The following is a 15,091-nucleotide window of genomic DNA, read 5'->3' as shown; positions in this document are numbered from 1 at the left end:
GGGCAGATCTTGAAAGTACTGTGCTGGAATACGAATGGGTCAGTTTTTGAGCACTGGAAAAAAGTGTGCGAAGAGCGTGATCAGCTCATTCGGAGTCATAGTTTTGATGAGACTGCTGAGCTTTTGCGTAATGGCTCCTATGACTACTGCTTTATCTATGTCGATGACGTCGAGTTTTCTGCTAAGGTTGAAAACGTAGTTACTTTGCGTCAACGATTTCCTGCGTTAAAGATTCTTGCGTTCCCTTATCTCAGCAGTCAGTCTGCCGCTATGCGAATGCTCTCTATGGGGATTAATGGTCAATGTTCACCGTATATCGCTAAAGAACAGCTTCGTTTGGTATTGTCAGTTGTGTCTTCTGGTGAGATTTGGGGTGGGAAAGAGTTTATCCAACAGCTTATTAAGCAGTCCTCAGAGGCATCACCGTCAGAGCAGCCATTAGAATCTGCTGTTAATTTCGTTGGATCAGAGCTTTTATCCGAGCGTGAAGTGGGCGTTGCAAAGCTGATCGCTAAAGGTCTATCTAACAAAGAAATTGCCCGTGATTTAGAGGTTACTGAAAGAACGGTCAAAGCGCATTTAACGGCAGTTTTTAGAAAACTGCATGTTAAAGATCGTCTAGCGTTAGCCTTATTAGTGCAGCGTGGTATTTCAGACGTATGATGCAAGCGTTTGAATTAACTGCTTTGATACTGGCTGGTGGGCAGGCGCAGCGGATGGGGGGGGTTGATAAAGGTCTTCAGGTGTATCAGGGTGTTTCTATGGCGAGACGCCTAGTCGATCTGGTATCACCTTTATGTATTGATACCGTGATCAGCGCAAATCGTAATATTAAGCATTATCGCGCTTTAACTCGGTTGGTGGTGAGTGATGCAGAGCCTTGGCAGGACATTGGTCCGTTAGGTGGTATCTGTTCAGCACTAAAATCTATCAATTCCTCACACTTATTGATTGTCCCTTGTGATACGCCATGCTTATCTCGAGAGGCATTGCTTAAACTTTCGATGAGTGCCCAGCAGACGCCGGATAAAGTGCATTACTTGGAAAGCGAATCTGGACGTCAGCCACTGCATGCGGTGCTACCAGTAAATCAGCTGAAACAAAAGCTGCCAGATTTTCTAAAGAATACTGAGCATTTCGGTGTAATGAAGTTTTATAAAACGATTGGGGCTGAATCAGTATATTGGGAGCATGATGAAGAGCTTGTTAATATTAATCGTATTGAGCAGCTCGTTTAGGGTGAGCTGATCTTTTCTAAATTTAGAATGTAGGACTCACCTTTTTCAAAGTGTTCCATTTTGACCAATAAGTAATCGTATTCTGGCGCAAACCAAAAATATGAGTGGCGTTTTTCAGATAGATTGTCTGTCCTGGCAACCTTTATCGTTTCTAAATGGCCTAATTTAGTGTCGATGGTTTCTATCTGTTGCTGAGCGAACGTGTAGCGCTTTAATTTTCCACCATCTGCGATGTCGTAAGAGAGCTGTTCACGCTGATTTAGTAAGTCGAAGCGGAGCTGTAATTGAAGTGTTAGTCTGTCCAATGTTAAGTCATTGATGTCCATTTTCCATGGCTCATTATTCACATCGTTGGTGACTTTCATGTCATCCCAGTCAAAATGCAGCAGCATTTCTTTGTGTTTGCCTAAAATTCTCGATGAATACTGGTATTCAGTAGGACGCAAACTGCTGCCATCAAGCCTAAACTGACTGCTTTCTTTTAGTGATGCAAGTAACGTATCGACTGAAAATTCAAATTTCCATGTATTGTCTGTTGTCTGAGTGAGTATTTGAGTACCTTCGACTTTTAAAGTTATCCCTTTTTTATAGACAGTACTATAAAGCGCGTTATAAGGCTCAAAAAAGCTGTGTTTTTCAGACTCAATTGATGGGGTAGCAGGGTTGCTTTGATTGTACTCACTGCGCGTAGTTTGGCTCAAAGCGCTGTCATTATCCGAGTGAGAATAAGAGGGCATTATCTGAAAAAGTAATACGGTTGCGATAACTTGTTTGCTAATGCCCATCTTGAGATTTCCTAGTGATCGTTTAATTCCGTTGTATAACGTACACCTGACAATGGCAAAGGTTTTCCATCCAACAAAGCTTTGCCTTCTTGGAGAGTTAGTCTGCCTAAGCTGAACCATTTAACGCTTAATGGATAAATGATGTGCTCAAGGCTATGGACTTTCTTTGCCAGTGAATCAGCAGTTTCATCTGACGATATTTCGGCGCTAGCTTGTAAGACAACTGAGCCAGCATCCAGTTCCGAAGTAACAAAGTGAACGGACACACCATGTTCCGTTTCACCCGCATCAATGGCGCGTTGGTGCGTGTTTAGGCCTTTGTACTTAGGCAATAATGAAGGGTGTATATTTAGCATACGACCTTCATAATGACGCGTAAAATTTTCCGTTAGAATGCGCATGAAGCCCGCAAGAATCACCAGTTTAGGCTGATACTGGTCGATCAAGGTCATCAGAGCTTGATCGAATGCTTCGCGACTTTCAAACTGTTTATGATCAAGGGCATGAGTAGCAATGTCAGCATTGCTAGCACGTTCTAGTCCATAAGCAGACGCTTTGTTACTGATAACTGCCTTTATATCAATATCGAGGTCACCTTGCAGGCTTTGATCAATCAAAGCCTGCAAATTGCTGCCGCTGCCTGAGATTAAAACAACGACGGAGCAACTCATGCAGAGGCCTCTAGATCAGAGATAATAACTTCTTTGTCAGATAGCTCACGGATCTCACCGATAACCCATGCATTTTCGCCTTCAGCTTGAAGGATTGATAGCGTTTTGTCTGTATCTTCTGCGTTGATTGCTAGAACCATGCCTACGCCACAGTTTAGTACGCGGTACATCTCTTCTTGCTCAACGTTGCCTTTTGCTTGCAGCCAGTCAAAGATCGCCGGGCGTGTCCAGCTTGTTGCATCAATATACGCTGAAGTGCCTTCTGGTAAAACGCGAGGAATGTTTTCTAGTAAGCCGCCGCCAGTGATGTGCGCCAATGCATTTAAATTAACCGTTTCCATTAATTTCAGAATGGATTTAACGTAAATTTTCGTTGGAGCAAGTAGGGCATCTTTTAGGGCAACGCCATCTACTTCTTCGTCAAGATTTGAGTTATTCACTTCCAAAATCTTACGAATTAATGAGTAGCCGTTTGAGTGTGGGCCAGATGAGCCTAAAGCGATCAAAGTATTACCCGCTTTAACATTGCTGCCGTCAATGATTTGGTCTTCCTCAGCGACACCCACACAAAAACCTGCAAGATCGTAATCGCCGTCGTGGTACATGCCAGGCATTTCTGCTGTTTCGCCACCCACTAGGGCACAGCCAGACTGTAGGCAGCCTTCACCAATGCCGGTGACAACGTCTGCTGCAACGTCTACGTCAAGTTTACCTGTTGCGTAATAATCTAGGAAAAGTAGAGGCTCAGCACCTGCAACAATAAGATCATTCACACACATTGCCACTAGGTCAATGCCGATGGTGTCGTGTTTGTTTAGGTCCATTGCTAAACGCAGCTTTGTGCCGACACCGTCTGTACCGGATACTAAGACGGGTTTCTTGTACTTTTCTGGTAGACGAGTAAGGGCACCGAAGCCACCTAATCCACCTAGTACTTCAGGGCGGCGCGTTTTTTTACTGACGCCTTTAATGCGTTCTACAAGTTCGTTGCCCGCATTAATATCTACGCCTGCGTCTTTGTAACTAATCGAGGTTTTATTCGATTCGGTCATTGCCTAAGCCTTATCATGGTGTGGGAAAAACGGCATTTTAACACAGTGGAAAATAAGGGCTATGGTTCTTTGCGCAGAAGACAGTAGAATAGAGAAAATACGATAAGTAAGGGGATTATTTTGAAGCGTATTGTCTTTGTTTGGCTATTGTTGCTTTCATCAATGGGTCATGCGGTGCAAGTTTCTAACTTATATTCATCTGTGGTGCAGGTTCCAGCTAATTTAGAGGATCAGGCGCTTTTGAATCGCGCTTTTGCTGATGCTATCGATAATGTTTTGTTGCGAGTATCAGGGCAGCCAAATGATTTATCTTCTCAGATATTAACTAAGGCGCACCGTTCTGCAGCAGGATGGGTGGCTCAGCATTCAATACGAGATGTTGTTGAGACTGTCCAAGGTGATAACGGACCAGAGGCTGCTAAAGAGGTCAATGTGACGTTTTACAAAGAGTCTGTGGACCGTTTTCTGTTTGATCAGGGATTACCTGTGTGGGGGAGTAATCGGCCGAGTATTCTGGTTTGGTTGATTGAAGAAAGCAGCGGTTCTCGAAAAATGTTCGGAGCCAATCAGCCATCAACAGCTCTATCCGAGTTGTTTGACGGCGCCAAGCTGCATGGTTTACCAGTTTATGCTCCGCTAGTTGACAGTGTAGATAGAGAGGTTTTGGACAGCAGCGCGTTATGGGGCTTTTTTGAAGAAGATATTCTAAAAGCCAGTGAACGTTACCAAACGGATGTAGTGTTGGCAGTTAGGATTAGTCAGTACCGAGGTGAGGCGGTGGTTGATAGTATGTTATTGTCTCCTAATCAATCCGCACGACTGTTGTCAGTTACGAGTGCAACTAAGCAAGAGGCGATGCGAGAGGTTTTGTTGAAAGTATCAGCAATGTTATCAGATCGATATGCTTCTACTAGATTGGCTAACCCAAATGAGCTGTATGTCAAAGTGAATGGCGTTAGTGATTACCGTGCTATGTCCTCACTGAAAAATTACTTATCGTCTATTGATGTGGTTAAGCAATTGCAGCTAAGTAGTATTGTGGGTGGGCAAGTTGAGTTTAATATGTCGCTGAATGGCACAGAAGAAAAGTTTAAAAACAGTGTAGCATTAAACAGTCTGTTGGCCGCTCTGCCAGTGAGTCCGCTGGACTACGATGCAAGTCACGTTATTAAGTATCAATATACGGGTAAAGGTAATAATTAGATGGTCAGTGAAACAGAAGCGACGCCAGTGTTGAAAGACTTTTTTGCGCGTCCGGCAGAAGAGCAGCAAGATTTTTTGCAGCAAACTTGGTGTAACCAATGTATGGAAATGGATCTTGGGATGAAAAACCCGCAAGAATATGAAGCGGGTGAGCGTACTTGGATTGAGGGTGACTGTGTGAAATGTGGTGCAAAAATTATTACTGAGATCGTGGTAGAAGACGACGAAGAGTAATTAGTATCAGCACAAAAAAAGCGGCTTAAGCCGCTTTTTTTGTGTCTGCCTGTTGGGAACGTTACTTATTTATCCGTTGGAAAGTCACGTTCAGTGTGTCCTACATACAGCTGGCGAGGGCGTCCAATTTTGTATGCGCCGCCAATCATCTCATTCCAGTGAGAAATCCATCCAATGGTACGAGACATCGCGAAGATTACAGTAAACATGGATGTAGGGATGCCGATTGCTTTCATGATGATGCCAGAGTAAAAGTCTACATTCGGGTAAAGCTTACGCTCAACGAAGTAAGGGTCTTCTAGGGCAATTTGCTCAAGGCGTTTTGCGATTTTTAGCATTGGGTCATCAGATTGTCCTAGCTCGGCAAGCACTTGATCACAGGTTTCACGCATTACTTTAGCGCGAGGATCAAAGTTCTTGTAGACGCGATGGCCAAAGCCCATTAGGCGGAAAGGGTCGTTCTTATCTTTGGCTTTGGCAATGAACTCGTCAATCTTGGATTCATCCCCAATTTCTTCAAGCATTGCTAGTACTGCTTCGTTTGCACCGCCGTGAGCAGGGCCCCAAAGTGTTGCGATGCCTGCCGCAATACAAGCGAATGGATTAGCGCCTGAAGAACCTGCTAATCGAACGGTTGATGTTGATGCGTTTTGTTCGTGATCTGCATGAAGAATAAAGATGCGGTCCATCGCTTTAGCGAATACTGGGTTTACTTTATATTCTTCGCATGGCGTCGCAAACATCATGTATAAGAAGCTCTCAGCGTAGCTCAAGTCGTTACGAGGGTACATGGTCGGTTGACCTTTCGAGTACTTGTAACACATTGACGCAAGCGTTGGCATTTTAGAAATCAATCGGAAGGCTGCGATTTCACGATGTTTAGGATCATTGATGTCCATGTGGTCTTGGTAGAATGCTGATAAAGCGCCCACTAAACCAACCATCACCGCCATCGGGTGTGCGTCGTTACGGAAGCCATCAAGGAACTTCTGCATAGATTCCGACACCATGGTGTGGTTTTTAACTGTTTCAACGAACTCTGCCTTTTCGTCAGCACTTGGCAGCTCTCCGTATAGAAGCAGGTAACATGTTTCAAGGTAATCTGAGTGTTGTGCTAAATCGGCAATTCTGTAACCGCGATGTAGAAGCACGCCCGCTTCACCGTCGATATAGGTGATCGCAGATTCACATGAGCCAGTAGACATGAAGCCAGGATCATAAGTGAAGACGCCGTGAGAACCTAAAGTTCTTACATCTATCACGTCTTGTCCTGCTGTGCCTGTTAATACAGGAAGTTCAATCGTCTGATCGATACCGTCTACCGTTATGCGAGCTTTTTTGTCAGCCATTTTGGGTCTCCTTCGTACTCTGGTCCGGGGCAAAGAGCCTTGAATTAGCTCTCCAGGCCCAGAAGGTGCGGAAAAAATACTTTCTTAGGGGTTACAAAGTCAATTAGACAAATTTCTTACTAGTTACTTGATCCTAGTGATTTCTTTGTAAATTTGTAACGTGAATTTTGTAACGGGGTGGTTGAAAAGTGATCTGTTGTTATCTAAATATTTGATTTTTATCGATAAAATTATAAATTTAAATAGTTGAGAATCTGTAATTTTATACCATTATTGCTTTTGTTTATGGCTCCATTCATTTTATGAATGGTGATCATTGAAAACCCCGTGTTCTGTGTATTTGTCTTAGGTTTTTGGCCTAGTCTATAATTGCGTTCCGATGATTTCATTGATTTGTCGGTGTTATTTGGCAAGTTTGAGTCGCTCGTGCCAATGTCGCTTGCAAATCGATGGGATTTTCAAGGAGGCCTATGTGATCCAATAAGAGCAGAACCATCGTTACTTACTGGTGAAAATAGAACTTGGGTCGTGATTGACCATTCAATCAAATAAAGTGGTGTATAGAGTCGTGAACAAAAAAAGACCAGTCAACCTTGATATTTCCACAATATCAATGCCCGTAACCGCAATTGTCTCTATCTTGCATCGAGTAACCGGGATCATCCTATTTATTGGGTTAGCATTCCTGTTCTATGCGTTTGACCAATCATTGTCTTCGCAAGAAGGTTTTGATCAAGTGGTAGAGGTGCTACAAAACAACTTCCTAGCGAAATTTGTCGTTTGGGGTGTCGTTTCTGCATTGATGTACCATTTTGTAGCAGGTGTTAAGCACTTGTTAATGGATTTGGGGCATTTCGAAGAACTTGAAAGTGGCCGCATAGCGGCAAAAGCGAACCTAGTGATCGCTGTTGTTCTGATTCTACTAGCAGGAGTATGGATATGGTAACTCAAATTACTAGCTTTGGCCGTTCAGGTCTGTATGACTGGATGATGCAGCGTATTTCTGCATTGGTATTGTCAGTTTACAGTATCTTTCTTATCGGTTACTTGCTTCTGAATCCAGATCTAACTTATGAGCAGTGGAGTGGTTTGTTTGAAACAACTTCCATGCGAATTTTTAGTCTGTTGACTTTGCTGTCTATTGGTATCCACTCATGGATTGGTTTGTGGTCTATTTCAACTGACTACATTAAATCAACAGGTGTTCGTTTCTTCTTTCAATCTCTATGTGGCTTAGTGATGTTTATCTATGTCGTGTGGGGAATTCAGGTTCTTTGGGGGCTATAAAGAATGGCTAATATTCGTACTATTTCTTTCGATGCCATTGTAGTGGGCGGCGGCGGCGCAGGTATGCGTGCTGCACTTCAGTTAACAGAGTCTGGTTTGAATACCGCGTGTGTAACAAAAGTATTCCCAACACGATCTCACACCGTATCAGCACAGGGTGGTATTACGTGTGCCATCGCAAGTGAAGATCCAAATGATGATTGGCGCTGGCACATGTACGACACTGTAAAAGGGTCGGACTACATTGGTGACCAAGACGCAATCGAATACATGTGTTCTGTTGGCCCACAAGCTGTATTCGAGCTTGAACACATGGGGTTGCCTTTCTCTCGTAAAGAAAATGGACGTATTTATCAGCGCCCTTTCGGCGGTCAGTCTAAAGACTTTGGTAAAGGCGGACAGGCCGCTCGTACGTGTGCGGCAGCTGACCGTACTGGTCACGCACTGCTTCATACGCTTTATCAGGCCAACCTGAAAGGCGGCACCACATTTCTAAACGAGTGGTACGCTGTAGATCTTGTGAAAAACGCTGATGACGCTGTGGTAGGTGTTGTAGCGATTTGTGTGGAAACGGGTGAAACGGTTTACCTGAAAGCGAAAGCAACGGTCATGGCAACAGGCGGTGCGGGTCGTATTTACCAATCGACAACGAATGCGCATATCAATACTGGTGACGGTGTAGGTATGGCGTTGCGTGCTGGTTTCCCAATGCAAGATATGGAAATGTGGCAGTTCCACCCAACGGGTATTTACGGTGCTGGTACGTTGGTTACAGAAGGTTGTCGTGGTGAAGGTGGTTACCTGATCAACAAAGACGGCGAACGTTTCATGGAACGTTATGCACCAAACGCCAAAGATCTAGCTGGCCGTGATGTTGTTGCTCGTTCAATGATTCTAGAAATTCTTGAAGGCCGTGGTTGTGGTGAAAATGGTGATCACGTTCTTCTAAAGCTTGATCACCTTGGTGAAGAAACGCTTAATAAGCGACTTCCTGGTATCCTGGAGCTATCGCGTACGTTCGCGCATGTGGACCCAGTGAAAGAGCCTATTCCTGTTATCCCAACGTGTCATTACATGATGGGCGGTATTCCAACGAATATTGGTGGCCAAGCTATCAAGCAAACGCCGACAGGCGAAGATGTCATCATTCCTGGTCTATATGCTTGTGGTGAAGTGGCTTGTGTATCGGTGCATGGTTCCAACCGCTTAGGTGGTAACTCGCTACTTGATTTAGTCGTGTTTGGCCGCGCAGTAGGTTTGCAGGTTAAGAAGTCTCTTGATGAAGGCTTCGAGTCTATGGATGCAAGTGATACAGACGTTAAAGATGCAATGGCTCGTTTAGAGCGTTTAAATAACAGCTCTGGTGGCGAAAGTGTTGCTAAGGTTCGTGACGATCTGCAGAAAACGATGCAGCTTTACTTCGGCGTATTCCGCGAAGGTGACTCGATGCAGAAAGGCCTTGAGCAGCTTAAAGAGTTGCGTAAACGCGTTGAGAATCTACATCTGGAAGATAAGAGTCAAGCCTTCAACACAGCTCGTATTGAAGCATTGGAGCTTGAGAACTTGTTGGAAGTGGCAGAAGCAACAGCGATTCCTGCGGAATTCCGTAAAGAAAGCCGCGGTGCGCATGCTCGTAATGACTTCACTGAACGTGACGATGAAAACTGGTTGAAGCACTCTTTGTATCACCCAGCTGAGAAGAAAGTAACCCAGCGTGATGTGAACTTTGCGCCTAAGACAATGGATGCTTTCCCACCTAAAGTTCGTTCATACTAAGGAGTTATGTCAATGTTAGTTAGTATCTATCGTTACAATCCTGAGAAGGACGATGCGCCTTACATGCAGGATTTTGAAATCGAGTTGCCAGCAGGAAAAGACCTGATGGTGCTTGATGTGCTTAATCTTTTAAAAGCACAAGATCCAAGTATCTCTTACCGTCGCTCATGTCGTGAGGGCGTGTGTGGCTCGGATGGTATGAACATGTCGGGCAAGAATGGCCTTGCGTGTATTACTCCGGTATCGGCTGCAGCGAAGAATAATAAGCTTGTTCTTCGTCCATTACCTGGTCTGCCAGTTGTGCGTGACTTAGTGGTCGATATGGGGCAGTTCTACAAACAGTACGAGAAAATTAAACCGTTCTTGATCAATGATACGCCAGCACCAGCGATTGAACGTTTGCAGAGTCCTGAAGAGCGTGAGAAGCTAGATGGACTGTATGAATGTATCTTGTGTGCATGTTGTTCGACTGCTTGCCCATCTTTCTGGTGGAATCCAGATAAGTTTGTTGGGCCATCAGGCTTACTGCAAGCATACCGTTTCCTAGCGGACAGTCGTGATACGGCAACGCAAGATCGTTTGAGTGAGCTTGATGATCCGTTTAGTGTGTTTCGTTGCCATGGCATCATGAACTGTGTCAACGTATGTCCTAAGGGTCTAAACCCAACTAAGGCGATTGGTAACATTCGTACTATGTTGATCCAGCGTGCGACCTAAGATGTAAACATAAACATAATCTAAATGCGGTTATGTTTTAGGGTGGCTTTTAAAAGCCACCCTAACTACGCTCTTAAATGCAACATTAAGTGCGCAGATAGAATGTTTGAGTTGCAAAGAATTTAGTTTTTCATAACGGATATATATCTGATTATGAAAAAACACTAAATAGTCCCATTTATTACTAAATAGTAATGCACTCGTGCTTTAGAATAGAACTGTTTAAGTGTAGTTAGGCAAAAAGTAAATAATAAGCTGGCGACTGCGTTAATGTAGTCATAACCAGAAAGAAAATATAAGAGTTATCGCAAATTGGCGATAGCTGGCTCGAACATAAAAGGGTGATCGAGAATGCATGAAAGTTTGATGGAGTTGCTATGGAGCACTTCTCACTTTTCAGGGGGCAACCTTGAATATGTTGAGGGGCTGTTTGAGAGCTACTTAGTTGACCCCAACTCAGTATCGGAAGAATGGCGGAAATGTTTTGATCAGTTGCCGAGAGTTAGCGAAGCGCAGTCAACCGATCTTCCTCACTCTGTTATTCAACAACAATTCTTAGAACTTGGTAAAAACAAGTTCCGCAACATACCTGTTTCTACAGGTGTCGCAGCTAGCTCAGCACATGAGCAAAAGCAAATCAATGTACTTCAACTTATTAACGCTTACCGCGTACGAGGTCACCAACACTCAAACTTAGATCCACTTGATCTAATTAAACGAGATAAAGTTGCTGATCTTGATCTGGGCTACCATCAATTAACTGGTGCAGATCTAGATACAACGTTCAATACCGGCTCTCTATTTTTCAATCAAGAAAGCATGCCGCTTAAAGATATGGTTGCTGAACTTGAGAAAACTTACTGTGGCTCTGTCGGCTACGAATTCATGCATATTGTTGATACCCAAGAAAAAGCTTGGTTGCAACAGCGCGTGGAGTCAGTTCGATCTCGTCCAGAGTATTCTGAAGAGACCCGCAAAGCATTGCTTGAGCGTTTAACTGCGGCAGAAGGTCTTGAAAAATACCTTGCAAGTCGTTATCCAGGCGCTAAACGTTTTGGTTTGGAAGGTGGCGAAAGCTTAATTCCAATGGTGAATGAGTTAATTCAACGTTCCGGCGCACTGGGTGCAAAAGAAGTTGTGATTGGCATGGCTCACCGTGGCCGTCTAAATGTTCTGGTTAATACACTTGGTAAGAACCCTAAAGATTTGTTTGATGAGTTCGAAGGTAAAAAACTTGTTAACACGTCTGGTGATGTTAAATACCACCAAGGTTTTTCTTCAAATGTGATGACAGCGGGTGGTGAAGTTCACACCGTATTGGCGTTCAATCCATCTCACCTTGAGATCGTTTCGCCAGTAGTGGAAGGCTCGGTACGTGCGCGTCAGGATCGTCGTAAAGATAAAACGGGTAAAACAGTTGTACCTATCTCCATTCATGGTGATGCGGCCTTTGCTGGTCAAGGCGTGGTTATGGAGACATTCCAGATGTCTCAAACACGTGCTTACCGCACGGGCGGTACAGTACATATCGTTATCAACAACCAAGTTGGTTTTACAACGAACCGCCAAGAAGACTCGCGCTCAACTGAATACGCTACAGATGTTGCGAAAATGATTCAGGCGCCGATTTTACACGTAAATGGTGATGATCCGGAGGCTGTGCTGTTTGTCACTCAGCTTGCATTGGATTACCGTTACGAGTTTGGTCGTGATGTTGTGATTGACATGGTTTGTTACCGCCGCCGTGGTCATAACGAGACAGATGAGCCGTCTGGTACTCAGCCATTAATGTACAAAGTCATCAATAAAATGAAGACGACTCGTACTAAATATGCTGAATACTTAATTGAGAAAAAAGTCGTTACGGAAGCAGAAGCTGATGAGCTAGTCAGTGAAAACCGTGAAGACTTAGACAACGCGCGTCATGTGGCCAAAAGCTTAGTTCTTGAGCCTAAGTTAGAGCTTTTTGTCGATTGGAAGCCATACCTAGGTGTGGAATGGACTGATGCGGGTGATACCTCTTATCCGTTGGCTCAGTTGCAAGAAGTGGCTAAGAAAACCACATCTGTTCCAGATGGTATTGTGGTTCAGCGTCAAGTTATGAAGATCTATGAAGATCGCGATAAAATGACCGCTGGTGCAATGCCTCTTAACTGGGGGTATGCCGAAACACTGGCTTTTGCAACGCTATTAGAGCAAGGCTACCCAATTCGTATTACGGGGCAAGACTCAGGTCGTGGCACGTTCTCTCATCGTCATGCGGTGGTCCACAGCCAAAAAGATGGCAGCACTTACATTCCACTTAAGCACATATCAGAAGATCAGCCTACATTAGACTTGTACGATTCATACTTGTCTGAAGAAGCGGTACTGGCTTTTGAATATGGATACTCAACGACTTCACCTAATGGTTTGGTTGTTTGGGAAGCTCAATTTGGTGATTTCGCCAACGGTGCGCAGGTTGTTATTGATCAGTTCATCACGAGTGGTGAGCATAAGTGGGGCCGCTTATGTGGCTTAACCATGTTGTTGCCGCATGGCTATGAAGGTCAAGGACCAGAGCATTCATCTGCTCGTCTTGAGCGTTTCATGCAAATGTGTGCAGAGTACAACATTCAGGTATGTGTACCGACAACACCGTCGCAGATCTTCCATATCTTGCGTCGTCAGGCGATTCGTCCGATGCGTCGTCCATTAATTATCATGTCTCCGAAGAGTTTATTGCGTCACAAGCAAGCAATTTCGACTTTAGAAGACTTGTCTGAAGGCAGCTTCAAAACGGTATTACCAGAATCAGCGGATAATATTCAGCCTGAGAATGTTAAGCGTTTGGTGATCTGTAGCGGTAAGGTTTATTACGACCTTTACAACCGTCGCGAAGAGTTGGCCAAGGATGATGTGGCAATCATTCGTCTTGAGCAATTGTACCCATTCCCATATGCAGATTTTGAAGCTGTGTTGGAACCGTACAAAAATGTTGAAGAGCTGATTTGGTGTCAAGAAGAACCTAAGAACCAAGGTGCTTGGCATGCAAACCGCCACCGTATGAGCCGTGTATTAGAGAAGCTATATCCAGACGTTAAGATTCGCTTCGCTGGACGTATATCTTCTGCAGCACCTGCAGCAGGTTACATGTCTGTACACGTTGAAGAACAAGAAGCGCTGGTTAACGACGCGATTGTCGGCTAGCAACACTGCCTGTCAGAGATAAGGGTAAAAAATGAGTATTGAAATTAAAGCACCTACTTTTCCAGAATCTGTAGCAGATGGCACTGTCGCTACATGGTACAAACAACCAGGCGAAGCGTGTAAACGTGATGAGCACATTGTTGATATTGAAACCGATAAAGTGGTTTTAGAAGTTGCTGCTCCTGCTGATGGTGTATTGAAAGAAGTTCTTAAAGCTGAAGGCGATATCGTATTGAGCGCTGAAGTTTTGGCTGTGTTTGACTCTGGTGCTTCGGCATCTGCTGCGCCAACAGAAGCAAAAGCAGAAAAAACAGAAGCAGTAGAAAAAACAGAAGCCCCAGCTGATGCTGGCGCCGCTACTGAAACAGTAGATGTTAAAGCACCTGTATTTCCAGAGTCTGTGGCTGATGGCACAGTTGCTGCTTGGCACAAACAACCAGGTGAAGCGTGTAAGCGTGATGAGCACATTGTCGACATTGAAACAGATAAGGTAGTGCTTGAAGTTGTTGCACCGGCTGATGGTGTGATTGCTGACATCCTAAAAGCTGAAGGCGATACGGTTCTAAGCTCTGAAGTATTGGCTAAGTTTTCTGTTGGTGCTTCAGGCGAAGCAGCCACTGCACCCGCTGAAAAAGCTGCTGCGCCTGCTGAAGAGGGTGATGAAGATGCTGTCGCGGGTCCCGCGGCGCGCAAAGCACTTGCTGAAGCCGGTTTGACGGCAGCACAAGTCAAAGGCACAGGTAAAGGCGGACGTATTACGAAAGAAGACGTAGACGCTGCTGCACAAAAGAAATCTGCACCAGCACCTGCTAAAGCTGCTGCGCCAGAGAGTAAAGCTGCCGCTGCCCCTGCGGTGACTGCAGCATTAGGTGAAGAAGGTCGTGTTGAAAAACGTGTACCAATGACTCGTCTACGTGCAACGATTGCTAAGCGTCTAGTGGAAGCTCAGCAAAGTGCAGCCATGCTTACAACGTACAACGAAGTAAACATGGGTCCTGTTATGGAGCTGCGTAGCAAGTACAAAGACTTGTTCCAAAAGACTCACAATGGCACCAAACTTGGCTTTATGTCTTTCTTCGTGAAAGCAGCAACAGAAGCTTTAAAACGTTTCCCAGCAGTCAATGCTTCGATTGACGGTAATGACATGGTTTACCATGGTTACCAAGACATCGGTGTTGCGGTATCGACTAATCGCGGTTTAATGGTGCCAGTGCTTCGTAACACAGAAGCAATGGGTCTTGCGGATATCGAGTCTAATATCATGGATTTCGCTGTTCGTGGCCGTGACGGTAAGCTGGGTATGGATGACATGCAAGGTGGTACGTTTACCATCACAAATGGCGGAATTTTCGGTTCGCTAATGTCGACGCCAATTATTAATCCACCTCAAACAGCGATCTTGGGTATGCACAAAATCCAAGAGCGTCCAATGGCGGTGAATGGTCAGGTTGTCATTCAGCCTATGATGTACCTAGCGTTGTCGTACGATCACCGTATGATCGACGGTAAAGAAGCGGTGCAATTCCTTGTTACCATCAAGGACTTATTAGAAGATCCGGCACGTCTACTGCTTGAAATCTAAGTAATTGC

General features: G+C 44.6%; 14 protein-coding genes. 10 read left to right on the top strand and 4 right to left on the bottom strand.

The annotated features are described in order from the left end of the window. Nucleotides 1-9 precede the first annotated feature (9 nt). Nucleotides 10-663 carry a response regulator transcription factor gene (locus AYW76_RS19295; RefSeq protein WP_067214517.1) on the top strand — a complete coding sequence of 218 codons (654 nt, stop codon included), beginning with the start codon at nucleotides 10-12 and terminating at the stop codon, nucleotides 661-663. Beyond that, nucleotides 660-1,238, top strand: coding sequence for a molybdenum cofactor guanylyltransferase (locus AYW76_RS00560; RefSeq protein ID WP_067214515.1), 579 nt, complete (start codon nucleotides 660-662; stop codon nucleotides 1,236-1,238). Before AYW76_RS19295 ends, AYW76_RS00560 begins: the two co-directional genes overlap by 4 nt. Here the strand turns inward: AYW76_RS00560 and AYW76_RS00555 are convergent. The 3 genes from AYW76_RS00555 to purM are packed head-to-tail and all read right to left on the bottom strand — an operon-like array spanning nucleotide 1,235 to nucleotide 3,746. Beyond that, entirely contained in the window at nucleotides 1,235-2,023 is a 789-nt protein-coding gene (locus AYW76_RS00555) for a DUF3108 domain-containing protein (protein WP_067214513.1), read from the bottom strand. The genes AYW76_RS00560 and AYW76_RS00555 overlap by 4 nt on opposite strands. Before the next feature lie 11 nt (nucleotides 2,024-2,034). Continuing rightward, entirely contained in the window at nucleotides 2,035-2,694 is a 660-nt protein-coding gene (gene purN / locus AYW76_RS00550) for a phosphoribosylglycinamide formyltransferase (protein ID WP_067036798.1), read from the bottom strand. Further along, nucleotides 2,691-3,746: a phosphoribosylformylglycinamidine cyclo-ligase gene (purM, locus tag AYW76_RS00545; RefSeq protein WP_067036801.1), complete on the bottom strand. Its 1,056-nt coding sequence runs from the start codon at nucleotides 3,744-3,746 to the stop codon at nucleotides 2,691-2,693. Before purM ends, purN begins: the two co-directional genes overlap by 4 nt. A 120-nt stretch (nucleotides 3,747-3,866) precedes the next feature. On the opposite strand from purM, the gene AYW76_RS00540 reads away from it, so the two are divergent. Both AYW76_RS00540 and AYW76_RS00535 read left to right on the top strand, forming a co-directional pair. Beyond that, the gene (locus AYW76_RS00540; protein WP_082866036.1) at nucleotides 3,867-4,949 is read left to right on the top strand and encodes a DUF2066 domain-containing protein; all 1,083 of its coding nucleotides are present in this window, start codon (nucleotides 3,867-3,869) and stop codon (nucleotides 4,947-4,949) included. Further along, nucleotides 4,950-5,183: a hypothetical protein gene (locus AYW76_RS00535; protein WP_067214509.1), complete on the top strand. Its 234-nt coding sequence runs from the start codon at nucleotides 4,950-4,952 to the stop codon at nucleotides 5,181-5,183. A 65-nt stretch (nucleotides 5,184-5,248) separates the two neighbouring features. Here AYW76_RS00535 and gltA read toward each other — a convergent pair whose 3' ends face one another. After that, entirely contained in the window at nucleotides 5,249-6,532 is a 1,284-nt protein-coding gene (gene gltA / locus AYW76_RS00530) for a citrate synthase (RefSeq protein WP_067036806.1), read from the bottom strand. A gap of 568 nt (nucleotides 6,533-7,100) precedes the next feature. Here gltA and sdhC point away from each other — a divergent pair. The 6 genes from sdhC (at nucleotide 7,101) to odhB (ending at nucleotide 15,083) form a co-directional block, all read left to right on the top strand. Further along, on the top strand, nucleotides 7,101-7,478 hold the full coding sequence (sdhC, locus tag AYW76_RS00525) for a succinate dehydrogenase, cytochrome b556 subunit (protein WP_067214507.1): 378 nt from the start codon (nucleotides 7,101-7,103) through the stop codon (nucleotides 7,476-7,478). Then, nucleotides 7,472-7,819, top strand: coding sequence for a succinate dehydrogenase, hydrophobic membrane anchor protein (gene sdhD / locus AYW76_RS00520; RefSeq protein ID WP_067036812.1), 348 nt, complete (start codon nucleotides 7,472-7,474; stop codon nucleotides 7,817-7,819). The genes sdhC and sdhD overlap by 7 nt, the downstream gene beginning before the upstream one ends. A gap of 3 nt (nucleotides 7,820-7,822) precedes the next feature. Beyond that, nucleotides 7,823-9,595: a succinate dehydrogenase flavoprotein subunit gene (gene sdhA, locus AYW76_RS00515; protein WP_067036815.1), complete on the top strand. Its 1,773-nt coding sequence runs from the start codon at nucleotides 7,823-7,825 to the stop codon at nucleotides 9,593-9,595. A 12-nt stretch (nucleotides 9,596-9,607) separates the two neighbouring features. After that, nucleotides 9,608-10,312 (top strand): succinate dehydrogenase iron-sulfur subunit, encoded by a 705-nt coding sequence (locus AYW76_RS00510; RefSeq protein WP_067036817.1) that lies wholly within the window; start codon nucleotides 9,608-9,610, stop codon nucleotides 10,310-10,312. Between the two features lie 351 nt (nucleotides 10,313-10,663). Next, complete coding sequence (locus AYW76_RS00505; protein ID WP_067036819.1) at nucleotides 10,664-13,501, top strand: 2-oxoglutarate dehydrogenase E1 component; 2,838 nt, start codon at nucleotides 10,664-10,666, stop codon at nucleotides 13,499-13,501. A gap of 31 nt (nucleotides 13,502-13,532) precedes the next feature. Then, nucleotides 13,533-15,083, top strand: a complete 1,551-nt coding sequence (gene odhB / locus AYW76_RS00500; RefSeq protein WP_067214505.1) for a 2-oxoglutarate dehydrogenase complex dihydrolipoyllysine-residue succinyltransferase — start codon at nucleotides 13,533-13,535, stop codon at nucleotides 15,081-15,083. The last annotated feature ends 8 nt before the right edge of the window (nucleotides 15,084-15,091 follow it).

It is taken from the genome of Marinomonas gallaica, assembly GCF_001639745.1.
Taxonomy (GTDB): Bacteria; Pseudomonadota; Gammaproteobacteria; order Pseudomonadales; family Marinomonadaceae; genus Marinomonas; species Marinomonas gallaica.
The sequence above is the reverse complement of the archived record's forward strand: the minus strand, read 5'-3'. Positions and strand labels throughout refer to the sequence as shown.